This window comes from Streptomyces aureocirculatus (assembly GCF_000720475.1).
Lineage (GTDB): Bacteria > Actinomycetota > Actinomycetes > Streptomycetales > Streptomycetaceae > Streptomyces > Streptomyces aureocirculatus.
The window spans coordinates 12,308-29,869 of record NZ_JOAP01000032.1; the positions used below are offsets into that span (position 1 = coordinate 12,308).

General features: G+C 70.5%; 13 protein-coding genes and 2 pseudogenes. 8 read left to right on the top strand and 7 right to left on the bottom strand.

Annotation, left to right across the window (positions count from 1 at the left end; all coding sequences use genetic code 11):
• Positions 1-172: 172 nt before the first annotated feature.
• The 7 genes from IG78_RS0126970 to IG78_RS0127000 all read left to right on the top strand — a co-directional run bounded on the left by IG78_RS0126970 (position 173) and on the right by IG78_RS0127000 (position 9,765).
• Complete coding sequence (locus IG78_RS0126970; protein WP_051852976.1) at positions 173-2,578, top strand: sensor histidine kinase; 2,406 nt, start codon at positions 173-175, stop codon at positions 2,576-2,578.
• The gene (locus IG78_RS0126975; protein WP_030567678.1) at positions 2,563-3,237 is read left to right on the top strand and encodes a response regulator; all 675 of its coding nucleotides are present in this window, start codon (positions 2,563-2,565) and stop codon (positions 3,235-3,237) included. The genes IG78_RS0126970 and IG78_RS0126975 overlap by 16 nt, the downstream gene beginning before the upstream one ends.
• A gap of 66 nt (positions 3,238-3,303) precedes the next feature.
• On the top strand, positions 3,304-3,621 hold the full coding sequence (locus tag IG78_RS0126980; RefSeq protein ID WP_030567680.1) for an SCO4225 family membrane protein: 318 nt from the start codon (positions 3,304-3,306) through the stop codon (positions 3,619-3,621).
• A gap of 67 nt (positions 3,622-3,688) precedes the next feature.
• Entirely contained in the window at positions 3,689-4,837 is a 1,149-nt protein-coding gene (locus IG78_RS0126985; protein ID WP_078965594.1) for a sulfotransferase, read from the top strand.
• Positions 4,838-5,020: 183 nt separating this feature from the next.
• Positions 5,021-6,679 carry an ABC-F family ATP-binding cassette domain-containing protein gene (locus tag IG78_RS0126990; RefSeq protein ID WP_030567684.1) on the top strand — a complete coding sequence of 553 codons (1,659 nt, stop codon included), beginning with the start codon at positions 5,021-5,023 and terminating at the stop codon, positions 6,677-6,679.
• Between the two features lie 399 nt (positions 6,680-7,078).
• Positions 7,079-9,040: a Kelch repeat-containing protein gene (locus tag IG78_RS44295; RefSeq protein WP_169749720.1), complete on the top strand. Its 1,962-nt coding sequence runs from the start codon at positions 7,079-7,081 to the stop codon at positions 9,038-9,040.
• 233 nt (positions 9,041-9,273) lie between these two features.
• Positions 9,274-9,765: a hypothetical protein gene (locus IG78_RS0127000; RefSeq protein ID WP_157855879.1), complete on the top strand. Its 492-nt coding sequence runs from the start codon at positions 9,274-9,276 to the stop codon at positions 9,763-9,765.
• Positions 9,766-9,856: 91 nt separating this feature from the next.
• Here the strand turns inward: IG78_RS0127000 and IG78_RS0127005 are convergent, their stop codons facing one another.
• Both IG78_RS0127005 and IG78_RS0127010 read right to left on the bottom strand, forming a co-directional pair.
• Positions 9,857-10,315, bottom strand: a complete 459-nt coding sequence (locus tag IG78_RS0127005) for a DinB family protein (protein WP_030567691.1) — start codon at positions 10,313-10,315, stop codon at positions 9,857-9,859.
• Between the two features lie 187 nt (positions 10,316-10,502).
• Positions 10,503-11,486, bottom strand: coding sequence for an ArsR/SmtB family transcription factor (locus tag IG78_RS0127010; protein ID WP_107055009.1), 984 nt, complete (start codon positions 11,484-11,486; stop codon positions 10,503-10,505).
• A gap of 195 nt (positions 11,487-11,681) precedes the next feature.
• Here IG78_RS0127010 and IG78_RS46330 point away from each other — a divergent pair, with 195 nt between their 5' ends.
• Entirely contained in the window at positions 11,682-12,239 is a 558-nt protein-coding gene (locus tag IG78_RS46330; RefSeq protein ID WP_199813310.1) for a hypothetical protein, read from the top strand.
• A 474-nt stretch (positions 12,240-12,713) separates the two neighbouring features.
• Here IG78_RS46330 and IG78_RS46335 read toward each other — a convergent pair.
• From IG78_RS46335 to IG78_RS0127035, 5 genes and pseudogenes are all read right to left on the bottom strand, one after another.
• Positions 12,714-13,032: pseudogene (locus tag IG78_RS46335) on the bottom strand (transposase); the annotation flags it as partial.
• A gap of 85 nt (positions 13,033-13,117) precedes the next feature.
• Positions 13,118-13,678, bottom strand: a complete 561-nt coding sequence (locus IG78_RS52460; protein ID WP_318657885.1) for a site-specific integrase — start codon at positions 13,676-13,678, stop codon at positions 13,118-13,120.
• Positions 13,678-14,634, bottom strand: coding sequence for a hypothetical protein (locus IG78_RS52465; protein ID WP_318657886.1), 957 nt, complete (start codon positions 14,632-14,634; stop codon positions 13,678-13,680). Before IG78_RS52465 ends, IG78_RS52460 begins: the two co-directional genes overlap by 1 nt.
• 45 nt (positions 14,635-14,679) lie before the next feature.
• On the bottom strand, positions 14,680-15,255 hold the full coding sequence (locus IG78_RS42725) for a tyrosine-type recombinase/integrase (protein ID WP_051852978.1): 576 nt from the start codon (positions 15,253-15,255) through the stop codon (positions 14,680-14,682).
• A 511-nt stretch (positions 15,256-15,766) separates the two neighbouring features.
• Positions 15,767-16,441: pseudogene (locus tag IG78_RS0127035) on the bottom strand (DNA polymerase ligase N-terminal domain-containing protein); the annotation flags it as partial.
• Between the last annotated feature and the right edge of the window lie 1,121 nt (positions 16,442-17,562).

The window sequence follows — 17,562 nt, forward strand, 5'->3', positions numbered from 1 at the left end:
CGCCTTCGGGCGCGACGCGGCCCGACTGCTCTCGCGGGCCGCCCCGCGGTCAAAGCCCGCGGACGAGGGGCGGCGACACAGTCGGGCGGTCGGCTCCATCTCTGGTTAGACATCCCCCTCACCCTCAAGCCCGATGCTCGTGCCCAGGTCACACCCCTAGCCTGGTGACACCATGGAACGACTGAACGACCGGTACGTGCCGGTCCTGCTGCTCGCCGTCCAGGCCGCGCTGTGGCCGGGAACGGCACTCGTCGCAGGGCGGCCGCCCACCGCCACCGAACTTCTCGCGGCCGCGCTGGCGGACGGCCTTGCCACCGCGGCCCTCGCCACCCGCCGCACGCACCCCGTGCCCGCCCTCATCCTGGTCGCGGTCGCGTGCGCGACGGTGGCCCAGGCCCTGCCCGCCCCCGCGGTGGCCGTCCTCGGCACCGCCGGTGTCGCCCTCGCCCTGCACACCGTCGCCGCCGAGCGCGACACCGCCACCGCACTGCTGTGCACGGGGACGCTCGCCGCGTGGCAGGCCCTGCACCAGCTCAGCCTGCACGGCCTGAGCGACCGCGACGGCCTCGACCTGGCGGTCACCGTCCTGCTGTACGCGACCGCCACGGCCACCGGCACGTATGCGCGCCGCTCCAGGGCCGCCCGGCACGCCACCGAACAGCACCTGTACCGGGCCAGGGCCGAACGCCACCGACTGCCCGCGGCCGAGCGGCGCCGTATGGAGCGGGAACTGCACGACATCAGCGCACACCACCTCACCGCCGTCGTCGTGACCGTGGAAGCCGCCCTCGAACTCCGCGAGAAGCGCCCGGAACTGGCCGTCGAGGCAGCCGAGTTCGCCGCGGAGACCGGCCGTGAGGTCACCCGCGCCCTGAGCGCAGTGAAGACCCCCACCCCGCACTCCCCGCAGGAGCAGCCCGCACCCCAGGACCGCCTTGAGGACCTCGTGGCCGGCTTCCGCGCCCTGGGGCAGCCGCTCACCTACGACATCCAGGCACCGCCCGACGGCACCACCGCCGACGCCGCGTACGGCATCATCCGCGAGGCCCTGACCAACGCCGTACGCCACGCCTTCGGCACCCCGACCACCGTGACATGCGTCTACGGCGACACGCACACCGAGATCACCGTCACCAACGAGCCCCCTCACCCGGCCCCCGACACCCCCGCGTCACCGGCCGGGGGCCTGGGCGGCGGCCGCGGCCAGAACCTCCTGCGCAGCCGCGCCCGCGAAGCCGGCGGCACCCTCACCACCGGTCCCACCCCCGAGGGCGGCTGGCGCGTCCACGCCGTACTCCCCGGGCGGACCGGCGCGGGACCGGCGGCGAGCGTTCCCCGCGGCTACCGGCTCGCCCAGTTCGTCGCCGCCGCCGGGCTGTGCCTGCAGCCGCTGCTGCCCACCGTCATCATCCGCGACCACGCCACCTCCGCGGGCGCCGACATCTCCGTCGGCGTGCTCTTCGCCCTCCTGGCCACGGCGCAGGCGACCACGCTGCTCTGGCTGCGCCGCGCACCACGCACCGCCCTGGCCGTGCTCCTCGTCCTTGGCGTGCTGTGGCCCGCGGCCACGGCCGCCGCCCCCTACACCGGCCCCGCGGTCCTGCCTGCCGCCCTGGGCGCGCTCGCCACCTGCGCGGCGCTGTTCGCCGTGGCGGCACACACCGCGTCGGACGGACCCACCCTCACCCTCGTCCTGCCGGGAAGGGCAGCACCGTACGAAACCGTACGGGCGATCCCGCGCTGGACCGTCCCGGCGGCCGCCGCGGCCGTGCACGCCGTCACGGTGTCCGTCGTGCTGCTCACCCGCACCTCACCGGCACCGGGCGCCACCGTCGTGGGCGCCGCCACCGCGGGCGCCGCGTTCGTCACCGCCGCCGCCTGGATCCTCGGCACCCGGCACGGCCTCCGTCGCCACCAGGCCCGGGCCACGCACGAGGACAGCCTCACCGCCTGGACGCACGAGGCCGTCCGGCACGCCTGGGCCGAGCGCCGCCGTATCACCGTCGGTCTGGAGACCACCGTGCTCGCCCGTACCGCCGAGGTCGTCGAGCAGGCCGAGGCCGGACACCTCCCGCAGACGGCGGAGCGGGCCCGGCACGCCCTGACCGCCATGCGCGCCCTGCTCGACACCGTCAGGAACGGCGAAGAGGACGAGGAGCCGAGCGACGGCCTGCGGCCACAGCCCACACTCCAGGCCCTCGACCTGCTCCTGCACCAGTACCGGGCCACCGGCCGCCAGGTCGACGTCCACATCACCGACCGCTTCCCCGCGACCCTGTCACCGGAGGTCGACCTGACCACCTACCGCGCCGCCGAGATCATCCTGGAAACATGTGGCGACGAGCCCGCCACCCTCGCCCTCGACCGTACGGACGACGTCCTGACCCTCACCGCCACCGGCGTCCCCCGCGCGACGCGGCCCCCGGCCCGGCAGCGCCTGGCCGCCCGGGCCGCCGCGCTCGGCGGCACCGTCACCACCCCGCGACCGGACACGGTCGAGATCCGGCTGCCGCACACCCCGTTGCCGCACACCCCCGGGCCACGCAGCAAGGAGGTACCCCGATGCCCCTCAGGGTGATGGTCGCCGATGATCAGCACGTCGTCCGCGCCGCCTTCGCCGCCGTCATCGACGCCGCCCCCGACATGACCGTCGTGGCACAGGCCGAGGACGGTGCCGCAGCCGTACGCCTCGCCGCGGAACACCACCCCGACGTGGTCGTCATGGACGTCCGCATGCCCGAACTCGACGGCATCGCCGCTACCCGCATCCTCACCGGCCGTCCCGAAGCGCCCCGCGTCCTGGTCCTGACCACGTTCGACCTCGACACCTACGTCTTCGGCGCGCTACAGGCCGGCGCCTCCGGCTTCCTCCTGAAAGACGTCCACGCGCCCGAACTGCTCCAGGCCATCCGCACCGTCGCCGCGGGCGACAGCATCCTCGCGCCCTCCGCGACCCGCCGTCTCATCAGCCACTACGCCGCCGGGCCGCATCCCGCGAGACCCGGCCCCGCCACCCTCGACGCACTCACCGCCCGGGAGCGGCACGTCCTCACCCTGGTCGCGGCGGGTCTGAACAACGCCGAGATCTCCGCCGACCTCGACATCACCGTCGGCACCGTCAAGTCCCACGTCAACGCGCTGCTGCGCAAGCTGGGCCTGCGTGACCGCGTGCAGGCCACGATCCTCGCCTACGACCTCGGCCTCGCCCGGGCCAATCCGCCGGGCCCCCACGACTGACCCCCACCCGTCACCGTCCGGAAAGGCCACCGCACCGTGCGCACCACACCCAAGGAACCGACCAGCGTGCCAAGGACCCGCACGCCCCGGACCCACCGCACCGTACTGACCAACCCCTTCGCCCTCGTCTACCTGGTCATCTGCGCGGGCCTGCTCGTCTGGGCGCTGATCGTCAGCTCAGCGGACACCCCGGACGCCTCCATGGCCGGGGTGGTACCGCTGCTCGCCACCGCGCCCGCCAGCCTGGTCCTCCTGGTGCTGCCGGACCACAGCGCCATGTTCATCGTCTCCGTCGTCGTCGGGGCCCTCGTCAACGCCTCCGTCATCGGCTGGTGCGCCCGTACCTTGAGCCGGTACCGCAACGGCCCCGGCTCCACGGCATGACGGACCACACCGGCTCGCCGGGACCGGGACAACCTCGCCGTCGCATCGAACGCCCTGGAAGGTGACCTTGACCCCGAGCCCCCTGACCTTCGTCATCGGTACGGGCCGCAGCGGTTCCACCGCCCTCTCCCGCATCCTCAACACCCACCCCGATGTGCTGAGCCTCAACGAGTACATGGCCTCGGTCGGCGACGCGGCCTTCCCCGAAGGCCCCGTGTCCGGCGCCGAGTTCTGGGAAGCGCTGTTCAGGCCCGCACCGCACTTCGAGCGCATGATCCGCAGCGGGCTGCCGCTGCCCGAGTTCCTCTACACCCGCCGCCCCGGCCGTTATACGCCGGAGACCACCGGCATCCCCGCGCTCTCCCACATGGTGCTGCCCCACCTCACCGACGACCCGGACGGCCTGCTCGACGAGATCCGCACAGCGGTCCTCGACCGGCCCATCGCCGCCGCGGCCGCGCACCACGAGGCGCTCTTCGCCTGGCTCCGTGCCCGGTTCGGGCGCACCGCCGTCGTGGAGCGCTCCGGCTACTCCACCGGCCGGGCCCCGGGACTGCGGACCGCTTTCCCCCACGCTAAGTTCGTGCACCTGTTCCGGGACGGACCGGACTGCGCGCTGTCCATGAGCCGCCACCCCGGGTACCGGACGATCACCTTGATGCGCGAGATCAAGGAACGGGCCGGTGTCGACAGCTTCCGCGACCTGACGGACGAGCAGGTGCGGTCCCTGCCGCCGGACCTCGCGCCCCTGCTCGGCGAACGCTTCGACCCCGCCCTCGTGCGCGACCGGGACCTGCCCCCGCGCCGGTTCGGCACCCTCTGGTCGGAACTCGTCGTCCAGGGCACCCGGTTCCTCGACACCCTCCCCGCCCACCAGCGCATGACACTCGCCTACGAGGACCTCCTCGACGCCCCCCGTGAGGAACTGACCCGCCTCGCCGCGTTCGCAGGCGTCGAGCCGTCACCTCGGTGGCTGGACCACGCGAGCACCCTGCTCGACGGCAGCCGACGCGGCACCGCCCACCGAGAGCTGACAGCCGCGGAACTGGACGAGCTGAGGGAGAGTTGCGCGGCGGGCACGCGGGCGTTGGGAGACCAGGAGCCCAGCACCTCCGACACCTCCGCACCTCCAAGACCCCTCCGACACCACCAACGCCCCCCGGATACCTCCAACGCCCCTCCGACACCACCAACGCCCCTCCAGCACCTGCAATAACTCGGACACCCCCGACAGTGTGGAGGTAGCATGAATGACATGGCACGAGGTATCTGGTCGCAGAAGGTTCGATCCGCCCGCTGACGGCGGCGCCTTCTCTCTGCTGAATTCGCGCTCGCCGTTCCGGTTCCCGCCGGGCGGCCATTCCCGCTGCCCGGCTCCACTGCGAGCTGCGGAGCACCGTTGAACACCACCCCGACCACCCCTCACGCCATGCCCCCGCCCGTCGAAGCGGGCGGCGGCGCCCATGTCCGTGCCGAAGGCATCACCGTCACCCGCGGATCCCGGCGGATCCTGAGCGCCCTCTCGGTCACCGTCTCCGCGCGGTCGCGCATCGCCGTCGTCGGCGAGAACGGCCGGGGCAAGACGACACTGCTGCACGCCCTGGCCGGGCTCGTCGAGCCCGACGAGGGCACCGTGCACCGGGCAGGCACGATCGGTCTGGCCCGGCAGGAGCTGTCCGCGCGCGACGGCGCGACCGTCGGCACGCTGACGTCCGAGGCCCTCGCCGCGTCCCTCGCGGCCCTCGCCGCACTCGACGAGGCCACCCTCGCCCTCGCCGCGGGCGACCCCGCCGCCGCCGACCGCTATGCCGCCGCACTCGACGCCGCGACGCGGCTCGACGCGTGGGACGCCGAACGCCGCGTCGACGTCGCCCTCGCGGCCCTCGGCGCCTGCTCCGACCGCGACCGTCCGCTGTCGACCCTGTCGGTCGGTCTGCGCTACCGGGTCCGGCTCGCCTGCCTGCTCGGCGCGCACCACGACGTCCTGCTCCTGGACGAGCCGACCAACCACCTCGACGCGGGCGGTCTCGACTTCCTCACCCGCAGGCTGCGCGCACACGAGGGCGGCCTCGCCCTCGTCAGCCACGACCGGGCGCTGCTGCGCGACGTCGCCGACAGGTTCCTCGACCTGGACCCGACCCGCGACGGCGCGCCGCGCCTGTACGCAGGCGGCTACGACGCCTGGCAGGACGCCCGCCGCCGCGAGCGTGAGCGCTGGGAGCGGGACCACGAAGAACAGCAGGCGGAGCACCGGCGGCTGCAAGAGTCCGCGGCCAGGGCCCGCGACCGGCTGTCCACCGGCTGGCGGCCCGACAAGGGGACCGGCAAGCACCAGCGCCAGTCCCGTGCGCCGGGTGTCGTACAGGCCCTGAAGCGGCAGCAGGACGCGCTTGAGGCACACCGGATCGACGTGCCGCAGCCGCCGCCCGCGCTGCGGTGGCCCGACCTCGGCGTGCGGCCGGGCGCGCCACAGTTGCGGGCGCACGGCGTCGCGGTCGCGGGGCGCCTCGCCGCGCCGGTGGACCTCACCCTCGACGGCGGCGACCGGCTGCTCGTCACCGGGCCGAACGGCGCCGGGAAGTCCACGCTGCTCGCGGTGCTCGCCGGTGCCCTCGACCCCACGGAGGGGTACGTCCGTACCGCCGCGGGCGCGCGGGTCGTCCGTGTGACCCAGGAGACCGCCGAGCAGGACCCCGCACTCACCGCCCGCGAGGTCCACGCCCGCCACGTGGGACGCCTCGTGGCCCGCGGAGCGCTCCGTGACACCGACGTCGTACCCCTCGGGGCGCTCGGTCTCCTGGACTCCGAGGCGCTGCGCACTCCGGTCGGGCGGATGTCGCAGGGGCAGCAGCGCCGCCTGGACCTCGCGCTCGCGCTGGCCGGGCGGCCCGGCCTCGTCCTGCTCGACGAGCCGACCAACCACCTGTCGTCGGCCCTGGTCGACGAGCTGACGGACGCTCTCCGCGCCACGAGCGCCGCCGTCGTCGTCGCGACGCACGACCGGCAGTTGCTACGGGACCTCGCCGACTGGCCGCGCCTTGAGGTCGGCACCGGCTGACAGCGGGAGGAGGAGAGAGCTGTGGGCGGGAGGAGGGGAGAGCTCTGGGCGGTCTCCCACGAGGCCGCTCACGGCTCTTCGCGCTCCCTGACGACCTGGTGCGGGTCCTTGTCCGCACGCAGCCCCTGATAACGGGGGTGCCGCAGCATTCCGCCGCGCGTCCGTCAGTACCACTGGTGGAGAAGCGGTATTCCGACCTTTCACTATTCCCCGACGCGCCCTCGCGAAGCCTGTGTTTCCTCAGGGCCGCTTTGAGGGTTGCGGTGGGCACGCGAAAAACAAGCAGGGACCGTCTGTAAATAGGCTGTTGCGCAGAGTAGGCGCGTTGGGAGGATCACAGTGCGTACTCCGCCCTTATGGACGAGTTGGGGGCGCCCTATGCCCAAAGGGGGCTTCAGCATGGTTCCTGCCTTCCTGTCCCAAAGTGAGCGTGTGGAGCGGCTGCGTGCGCAGATGCAGGGTCAGCCGGTCAGCCGCCGGGCCCGGCGTCTGGCAGCGGGGCCGAAGGACACGCGGTTGCTGTACGGGGTGCTGCTGCGGGCGGCGGCCCGGCTGGATGCGGGTCATGAGCTGACCGACCTGGAGGGGATGCTGCTGGCCCCGCTGGCGCACATGCTCAGCCAGGACGAGATCCGCGAGATGGGGCGGGTCTACGCGGAGGCGGGCTCGATGCGCCACGCCCCGGAGATGTTCCCGCAGGCAGTCAGCGCCCGGACGCTGGCTGACGGGTTCTCCCTCGCGGACCTGCTCAAAGAACTGCCGGCCGCGCAGGACGTCTCCGGGCAGCCGAACATCCGCGTGGTGGACGTGGCTTCCGGCACACCGCTGGACAGTGAGGAGTTCGCCCAGGCCGAGCGGGAGGCCGGGTACGGGCTCACGGTGGTGGACTCCTCCGATCAGGGCGATCAGGAGGCCGCCGCCAGCCCCACGTTCCACGCCCGCATCGACCTGGAGAAGTTCTACTGCAAGGACGACACCAACGAGAGCACCCGGGACGAGATCTACTGGACGATTGCCTCCAGCAGTGAGCCCGGCAAGAACCGGGCCTACCGCACCCGTGAGTACGGCAGCGTCGTCCAAGGCAGTACCAGGGAATTCGACGGCGGCACCGTGCTGTTCGACGGGCTCCTCAGCAAGCACACGGGCTGCCACATCTCCTGCTGGGAGGCCGATGACAGCCCTGATGGCTTCTACGCCGAACTGGCGCGCAAGCTGCACATCATCGCCGACGAACTGTTCAGGTTCCTCGACATCCTTGAAAAGTTCCCCTCCGGGCACTGGGAGAACCACGCCGACTGGATCAAGTTCGCCGCCATGGTCGCCCAGCTCATCGCCTACCTGATCGACTGGCTGCGCAACGACGACGACCTCGTCGAGGACCGCAAACTCGTCTTCACCCGCGCCGCCCTGAGCAGGCTGAACGGCACTTCGGACTACTGGAACTTCCGTGGCGACGGCGGCCACTTCCACCTGTACCTGAAGTTCAGCGTGCGCGGTGACACCCGCATCCTGACCAACACCTCCACGGGCAGCACCTGGACCGCGGACGCCACCATCACCGGCTCCACTCTCGGGGCCCCGGCCGTGGCGGTCTACGGCGACAAGCTGTACGGCATGATCCGCGGCGGCGACAGCGAAGGAGCCCTGTACTGGAACCGCCACGACGGCACCTCCTGGAACCGCTACACCAAACTCACCGTGCCCTACAGCCCCAACGGGCCAGCGCTCGCGGCCTACAACAACAAGCTCTACGCCGCCTACACGCACTACGGCTCACCAGGGTTTCAGGTGAGCTGGTCGCACTTCGACGGCCAGACCTGGGCGGCCTTCACCTCGCTGCCCACCGAGGTACGCACCCTGTCCACACCAGCGCTCGCGGCCCACAACGGCAAGCTCTACTGCATGATCCGCAAGGCCATCCCCTTCCAATTCGGCAGCACCGTCATCTACCTCGACGGCAACGAGCTGAGCTGGGGCAGCTTCGACGGCCGCACCTGGAGCACCTTCATCACGATGCCCAACTACAGCTCCAGCACCCCAGCGATGGCGGTCTTCAACAACACCCTCTACACCGTCCACCACGGCACCAGCGACGGGGCGCTGTACTGGTCGACCCTCAGCGGCACCACCTGGCGCCCCTTCCAGAAGTTCCCCTCCGGATCGACCCGGACCACGCCCGCCCTGGCCGTCCACAACGGCAAGCTGTACTGCATGGTCCGCGGCGCCGACTCGGACTCCCTGTCCTGGGCGACCTTCAACGGCACCACCTGGACCGGGTTCACCCGCGTCGACACCCTCAGCTCCATGGCACCGGCCCTGGCCTCCCTCGGCGGCAAACTGCACTGCGTCCACCGCGGCTGACACCCAGCTACCCGGCAGGACTGATCGCACCTGCTCAGCACCCGCCCGTGCACTGCGCCGCCCCGCGCACTGCACGGACGGGCCCTCTTCACTCTCCGCTGCGCGGGCGGGCGGTGGTGCCGCATTGTGTCCGCGAGCCCCAGGGGGTTGCGTGGCCGTCCGGGGGTCTGGCCTGGCAGGAGGAAGGCGGGTCCGCTTCCCGGCTGGGTCCGCAGGCCTGCTGCCCGGCCCAGTTGCTTCTCGATGAGCCGGGCGAGGACTGGGGGGAGAAGCAGCGGATGATCTTTGGGGGTCAGGGAGGCGCCATTCTCATCCTGGTGGAAGTGCTCGGCAATCAGCTCGACGATCCGGGTGAGGTGGCGGGTGTCGAGCCAGATAAGAAAGTCGATCGCGGCGCGAATGTTGCTGCAGTCGCCTTTGTAGGCGGCGTAGGTGTAGCGGCCGCGGGCCGAGCGCCGGCGGGCGTCGCGGATGATGTGCCATTCGGCGAAGGGGCGGATCACCACGGCATGCTGGGCCGGCAGACGGGCCAGGGTGCGAGCGGTCCAGGTGCCCAGGAGGGCAAGGTTCTCATCGCGGGCCGGCAGGAGACGGGCGGCCACCAGCAGGCCGCGGACGTAGGCGGAGGCCTGCCGTTGAGGCTGCGCGTCCAGGGCTTCGTGGTTGAGCATGTCCGGTTGGCGGACCATCTGCTTCAGCAGGTACGCCGCAGGGCTGCGCCGTAGCCGGGCCAGGACCGAGTGGGGGTCGTCGGCTGCGGTCAGGACTTCGTCGAGCGGCAGAGATGCCCGGGCACCGTGACCCCCTCGCCGCTGATCAGTCCCGCGGATGATCGCCGGCTGTTCCGTCGATAAGCTCTCGCACGATGTCCATGTGGCCCGCGTGTCGCACGGTGTCCTCAATCATGTGAATCAGCACCCAACGCATGGACACGGTGGCGCCGTTCCAGGATGTGCCGAGGTCATCAAGGTGGAGTTCGTCGATCGCTTTGTCGGCGGCGGCTCGGGCACGGCCGTAGAACTCCACGATGTCTGCGGTGGCCTCGTGCAGCTCCACGCTCATGTCTTCGGTGTAGGGATCGAACCAGAACGGCTCGGTCTCGCGTCCGAACGTTGTGCAGAACCACCCGTATTCGACGGTCGCCAAGTGCTTCACCAGGGCCAGCAAATTGGTTCCTGACGGAGTCATCGGTCGCCGCAGCGCTTCATCGTCGAGGCCGTCGAGCTTCCATAGGACCGCATCGCGGTGCCGGTCGAGGCTGGCGTGGTTCGACAGCCGACGGGGCCGTCTCGGGAAGCGCGGGGTTGGTGGTCCATGGGTACAGCGGTAGCCGCGCCGGTATGGCTGAGTTTCCGGCGTGGTGACGAGTCCGTGGTGGAGGACCAGGAGTGGCTATCGGTGCCGCTCGGGCTGCTGCGGGAGGCCCAGCCGTGGCGGACGTTCCGCTGGGCGGGACACCATGTCAGTTGCGGGCTTCTTCCAGCAGAACTGCCGCATGTGTGGTCCGCTGGTACAGCACGTAGCGGCCGTCTCTGACCTTGGTGACCAGGCGTGCGCGGTGCAGGGCACTGAGGTGGTAGGAGACGTTGCCCGGTGCGCATCCGATCCGGGCGGCGAGTTCCGTGGTGGACCGGGGGGTTTCCAGGTCCGCCAGCAACGCCGCTCGGGTGTCGCCGACCACCTGCGCGATTCTTCCAGGCCGGTGGCCTCTGCCGGCACCGATGCGCTGGGCCGGGTAGTAGAGGACGAACTGTCCGGGGGTGTCGACCTGGACGATGACGTCGGGCCAGTTCAGCACGCCCGGGGCGAGGACTAGGTCCCGGCCGGTGGCATCTATTTCACCCTCCCACGAGGTGGCGAGGGTGACCGCGTCGCCCGCCCACCCCATGTCGGGATGGAGTGCTCCGAGTGCCCGACCGATGCCTTGGGTGGCGATGGCCGTCGCACGGTGGGCGATGTCCTGATCGAGGATCGAGCGTAACTCGGGCCAGCTTTCGGCGAGGGCATCGCGCCAGAACCGGGCGAGACCGTTGGCGAGACGTCGCTGCATCCGCCCCGACTCGGCGATCCGGCGGGTCGTGGCCAGCAGCGGCCTGTTCCAGTGGGTCCGGGTGTAGGTGAAGACCTGGGTTTCCAGGGCGTCCTGCGCTGTGGCCTCGATCTGCGCGATCTGCTCGCCCAGCAGGTCACGACCCTGCCTGTCCGCACCTGGCTGAGGGGTGAGCAGGTCAGGCGTGTAGGTGTCACCGGCTCGCGGCAACAGGTCCGCGAGCAGGGCAACATCCGGATGGGCAAGACAGGCGCGGGCCAACGGCCCGGGATCCCCGAACACCGGGTGCCGTTTCGAGGCGGCCGTGAGTCTCAGCCACGCCAGGGACTCCGCTGCGGGGGAAGGGGTCCACCGCGTCCTGGCCATGGTGTCGGCATCCACACGCACAGAGAGCACCACGCCGACGCTAGCAGCCGCCGCGATGGATTTGAACGGGCTTGAATCCTTTCCGCCGCGAGGCCCAGGCGTGGTTGAGTGGCGGCGGCGAACAACGCCGGCACCGCTCAGGGCCGACCGGAGGCGGTCGCCTCCGTACGACGTGAGGTTGTGCCCCCGTAACCCCAAAAACCCAACAACCTGGGAGTGGTTGTCATGGTGACACTGAACGACACCGGCACAGTGAAGAGCCGCACGAGGACAACCGGCACGGCCGGCAGGCGAGGCAGGCGAACCGGCGCAGGCTCGCTCCTCGCCATCACCGCTGTCCTCGGACTGAGCCTGGCAACCGCCGGCCCCGCCACCGCCACCGAGACCGGCCCCGCCGCGGATGCCGGCACCTGGCGTGCCTACGGCAACACCAACCCGATCACTTCCAGCTCCGCCACGTGGGCGTGTGCCGGCAGCAAAACCGTCGCCACCTCAGTCATCGCACAGGTCTGCGCGATTAGGTCAGCAACCGGAGGCAGCGTCCAGGCGGCAGTGATCGTCCGCAACAACCGATCCATGCTCTACAGCACCAGCGCATACGTGGAGCTGTATACCGCCACATCTGGCAGTTTCCTGGGCTCTTGGGAGTGCGCGTCATCGGGGGTCGGGGCGAACTCGTGGTCTGTGTGCTTCGGCAAAACCCTCAGCAAGCCCAGCTCCGTAAAGGTGGACTCCCCTGGATGGATCAAAGGCACTTACCTCGGCTGGTCACCCAGCATCTGAACCACACCCCACCAGTTGGCACGCACCCCGCGCGGTGCGGCCCGGACACCCGCTGCGTGCGGTGCGAGTAGCTCACGTGCTGGGTGTTCCGCTCTCCCAACTCAGTGAGTGACAGCTTCGATGAGGGGGTGCGGGGCCCCGCCCGTCCGCCGCGGGGGAACCGGATGGGCGGGGCCGGTTCAGATGTCCCAGGCCTCTGTCGGCTGGTCCAGCCAGGCACACTGGCCGTCCTGGGTGACCGTCAGCCCGAACCGTTCGCATCAAGGCTCGCCGTCCTCCCGCCACCAGTCAGTAGCAGGCGAACTCACCGGCCAGACCACCGGCAGCGCCTGCTATTGATCAGAAACTCATGGTATTCACTCGTCGATGACGTAGCGGACGTGTCGGCTGGAGCTCCGCATGGCGCTCAGGGCCACCGGTGGCCTGCTGGCAGCCGAGATCGAACTCTGGGACGCCGCACTCGCACACCGGCTCGGGCCGGCCGCCCCGGGAACCCTTCTTCATTCCGGTTGGCGGCCTGGTCCTTCTTCTCCGGGATCACTGCCTTGATGCCGCGTTGCCGCAGGTGGGCTCGGTTGCCGCGGGACGAGTAGGCCTTGTCCCCGGCGACCGCGTCGGGCCGGGTGCGCGGGCGGCCGACGGGCCCGTGGACCCGTAACTTTCCCAGCACCGGGATGAACTGCGGACTGTCCGCGGCCTGGCCCGCGGTCAGCACGAACACCAGCGGGCGACACTTGCGGTCGGCGGCCAGACGGATCTTGCTGGTCTGCCCGCCCCTGGAGCGTCCCAGGAGAGGCCGTCCAGCGAGAACGCCGCACGGCTTCCGTCACTGAATACGCAGGTGATTCCCAGGGGTTGGCCGATCAGCATGGTCGGCATCAGAGAGTCCCGTCCTCGATGTCGTCGTCGAACTCGGCGGCGGCTTCCCGATCGGCGCCCGCGTCGTCGGTCAGTCCGGCCGCGGCGCCGGCCCCCTCGTATGCCTCCCGGAAGATGCGCGTCGTATCCAAGCGCCGGAGGTACTTTTCCGTGGTCAGGACGGTGGAATGTCCTAGAAGATCACGAAGTACCAGCAGTGGGTCGGCCTTACTCAGGTAGAAGACCAGAGCGGCGTCGGCATCGGTGTCCCGCACGAGCTTCGCGGCCTGCCGACAATGCCCTGTGACCAGGTATTCCAGGGTCCTCATGGAGAAGGTGTGGCGGCATCGGTGGGGCCAGACGTGCGGGAACCGCGGTTCGAAGCAAGCCCGGATCCGGTCGGATGTCCGCTCGAAGACCGTGGCCCAGGCGGTGAACGGGCCGCCGCCGTTCTTCACCGCCAGCAGGCACGAACCGCCCTCCGGGGCGACGAGCCGACGCCGCTCGGCCGGAGTCAGTGACTCCCAGGGCCGCCGGATCCCGTTGATCGGCCCTCCCCGGGCGTCCGGCTCGGTCACCATCAGCGGTTCGCCCCACCGTCGTGGCGGCCGCCAGAGTGAGCCGTCCGTCGTGGCGGCCCGGTCCAGCTCGACATAATCGTGCAGCCCGACCAGGGCCTCGTAAGAAGTCCACGTGGTGCGAACTTCTTGCCCTTGGTGGTCCCGGCCGGCACCGGGAACGGAATGGGAGCCGCGGTCGGCTCCGGCGGCAGCGCGGAAATCTCCCAAGGCAGCAGATAGGTGAACTCCTGCAGCCGCATCCCGGTGGCCAGCGCGTGATCCCCGACCGTCCCGTTGCGGGTCAACTCCCGCCCGTGGAAACCGGTGTCCCGCGAGCCGTCCGGCGCCAGCCCCCGCAGCCCCTTGCGGAACAGCTCGGTGAAGTCCGGCTCCAGGTACTTGATCGTCACGTGCGGCTTCGGGGTGCGGCGGACCGCCAAATTCACCTTCACCTCCCGGCCGGTCCCGGCGAACAGGGCCCGCGCGGCGCGGTAGGTGAACGGCTCGGCCGTTGCGTACTCCTCGTGCATCACCCACCGGTAGATCAACGACAGGATGCTCATGTGCTGGCCCCACGTCGTCGCCGCGAACCGGGCCTTCAACGGACCCGCCGCCCGGTGCTCGGCGTACCGGCTCAACGCAGCCTTCAGCCGAACCCGCGGAGTCGAACAGCCCCGCCCCGTGTACGGCCAGGAACTCCATCCACTCCTTGACCACCCGTGCGTAGTTCTCCCACGAGCTCGGCGCCGGCGCCCCACTGACGGGAGTTCACGCAACCACCGGTTCACCACCGCCGCCGGACGCGGCGCGGCAGGGCCGTCCTCGAAGCGCAGATCGTTGTCGATGAGCACGGGCATCCCCTCGGAGATCAGCGGCCGATGCTCGATGTCCCAGGACTGCCAGCCCCGGGGCGAGAAGAAGTTCAGGATCATGAGTGGCGACTGTAGAAACACCACACGCCTCAACGCAAAGCCCAAACCCCCAGGCCATCACCACAGTTGGAGTCGATCGCCACACGGAAACTAAGCGCAGACAATGTGCCGCAGGCAGTGCAGGTCGAGCGCTGGATCGAGGCCGGCGGCATCATGGGCTGTCACGAACGCGTCGTTGATCGAGCGCGGTGTCATACGGCCCGCCCGCTCCGTCACCCACAGCGCCGGGTGCCGCCCGGGCGCCAGCCGCGGCCGGACCTCGCGCATCCAGTCGTCCAGGACGTCGACGACCCAGTCCATCTCCGGCACCAGGAGCACAGTCCGCCGCTTGGGCGGGGCGCCTTTCGACGACTTGCCGTAGCGCACCGCCATGGAGCCGAACTGCCTGAACTGCGGCGTCTTTCGATGGCGGCGCAGGTCCACCAAGTCGATTCTGGAGGACTCGGTGCGTCGTGTGCCGTAGGCGTAGACCGTCTTGAGGGCCGCGGCACCGCGCAGCGCGGTCAGCACGCCCTTGCGGTCTCGCGCCTGGATGAGGCGCGGTCGAGCATCAGATGCGTCGAACAGCGCCTGGACCTCGTCGTAGCTGAGCGGCCGACGCCGGGGGTCGCCCTCGTACTCCGCCGTGTGCAGATGGATCGGCTTGGCCCCGCTGATCAGGTGCACGATGAACGCCTCGCCATCCGCAGGAGTCCACTGCCACGGATACAGCCCGGTGAACTGTTCAAGCGGTTGATCAATCGCAGGCGGGGCTGGATCGTCGAAGCCTGGAGAAAGCGCGCGGACTGCTGTCTGGCCCAGCCCTCCTTCATCGCGGCGAAGAAAGCTGGCTCCGGCTCCAGGTGCACCACATTCGGCGCCAGGACAAGGCGCACCGAACCCGGTGCCTCAGCAACCATGAGGCTGTTGTACCAAACGCAACATTGTTGCGTTCACCGTGTCGCGGCTGGTCAACTGCCCGTGCGCTCCCGAATCATCTCGTTTTGCAGCTTGAGCCAGTCGTCCGAGCGGCACGCCTGGTACGTGCTGTCGGTCCGTTTGGCGATGAGGCCCTCCCAGCCGCGTCGGCACGCGTCGGCGCGGTCCTGCGCGGCGAGCGCGTCGACGATCTCCGGGTAGGTGGCGTTGAGCCGCCGCCCGGTGTGCTCCCGCCGCCGTCCGGGTCCCACGTCGGGGCGTCCGGGGTCTCGGCGACCTGGCGCAGCGTGCGGCCGCTGAGCGCGGAGCGGGCTCGCCGCGGATCGGGTGTGCCGCCGCCGGAGGAGCCGTGCCCGGACTTGTTCCGTACGAGTGAGGAGCCGTCCCCGGACTTGGTCCGCACGAGCAGCCACGTCGGCTTCCGCGCGGACCCGCCGCTCTTCTCCTCGCGGCCGTGGAAGCGGGTAAGCGCGTACTGCCCGCGGAGCTTCTCGCCGTGCAGTTCGAACGTGGCGTGGCCGTGCTCCAGGGACTCCGCGAACGGCACCGGGCGGTTCTTCTTGTCGTGGCTGGTCGGCCGGTAGGTGCCGCGGTCCCAGACGATGACGGTGCCCCCGCCGTACTCGCCCTCGGGGATCACGCCCTCGAAGGTCTCGTACGCAAGCGGGTGGTCCTCGGTGGGGAGCGCGAGGCGCTTGTCCCGCGGGTCGGTGGAGGGGCCCTTGGGGACCGACCAGGACTTCAGCACGCCGTCGACCTCGAGGCGGAAGTCGAAGTGCATGGTGCTCGCGTCGTGGATCTGCACCACGAAGGCGGGCTCGTCGCCCGCGTCCGACGTGCCCCCGTGCTGCCCCGGGTGCTCGCCGCTCGGCTCCTTCGTCCTGTCGAAGTGCCGCTTCCCCCGGTAGGTCCGAAGTCCGTCCGCCTCGCTCACGGCAGCTCCCTTCTCTGGCAACCGCTTCCGTCCGGTCCGCGGCCGCGGGTCCGTCCCGGCGGGGTACCCGAGATCGTCACGCGGCACACGGCGGCGGTTCGGACGAAGGCGATCAATGAGGGATTCCGGGTGACGACAGCAGCCATTCCCGGCCGTTTCGGTATACGCGGAGGGGAACAGCCGGGCTCGCGAACCTTTGAGCGAGTGCGGCGCAGCGCATGCGGGCGGGCGTTCGGGGCGGCTTTGGCATGGCGAACGCTACTTTGGTAAGGGGCGTGCGCCCGCGCACGCTGTGTGATCGTGCGCCCCCTAATGCTCCCCCTTGGGGCAGGTCGGAGGCGCTCTGGGCCCCGGCCGTCGCACCCGGGGTAGCGCCGGACTTGTCGGGCCGCTGTCAATGCCGCACGCCCGAAACCGGGCAGTCAACGGCGGAAACCGGTCAACCGGTGTTCGACGGCTCTCCGAACAGGCTTCCATCGCTGGTCAGAACCGTTTCGGTCACTTGTCCGCAGGAGGGAACGCGCCGTCTTGGAAAGGCGCGCGTTTGTGCGGGAGGGTGCGGGGCACACGCGAGAGGCGAAGGCCCGGACGAGGTCGTCGTACGAGGTTGCAGCCTCGCGGAAGCTACTCGTCGGTTACTGCGTGCGGCAGCGGAAGCACTATCCGTTCAACTTTGGGGGGTTGCTATCCGGTGACCCACCGTGAAGACTGTGGCCGAGTTCGACCGGGACGAAGGTGGTTTCGAGTGCGCATGGGGCAGAGTGTCGAACGGCGTCCGGCCCACGTGTGCACCGCCCCACCCGTCCCTGGGCGTCCGGCCCCTGCGGGTCCGCCACCTGTTCGTAAGTGCATGGGGAGTACACGCGCAACGGTTGCGTGAACGTTTCACTGGGGGATGTTGTGATGTCGGCAAGGTTCGCACCAAGGGGGCCGTCCCATGCTCGGGGACGGGCGAAGCACCGACGTGCGTTGCGGCGGACGTGTTGAGCCGGCCCGCACGGTGCCGGTGACGTAGGGCTGAACGCCGTACGTCCCGGAGGGGACGCCACCGATACCAAATTGAGCGCCGCGCCCGCCCGGGCGTGCGCGCTGCGCGAGCCGACAGGACCGCCCGTACGCCG

Excerpts from the sequence above, each read along its gene's own strand:
- IG78_RS0126970 (WP_051852976.1), top strand. The coding sequence starts at position 173 with ATGGAACGACTGAACGACCGGTACGTGCCGGTCCTGCTGCTCGCCGTC.
- IG78_RS0126975 (WP_030567678.1), top strand. The coding sequence starts at position 2,563 with ATGCCCCTCAGGGTGATGGTCGCCGATGATCAGCACGTCGTCCGCGCC.
- IG78_RS44295 (WP_169749720.1), top strand. The coding sequence starts at position 7,079 with ATGGTTCCTGCCTTCCTGTCCCAAAGTGAGCGTGTGGAGCGGCTGCGT.
- IG78_RS46330 (WP_199813310.1), top strand. The coding sequence starts at position 11,682 with ATGGTGACACTGAACGACACCGGCACAGTGAAGAGCCGCACGAGGACA.
- IG78_RS52460 (WP_318657885.1), bottom strand. The coding sequence starts at position 13,678 with ATGGTGACCGAGCCGGACGCCCGGGGAGGGCCGATCAACGGGATCCGG.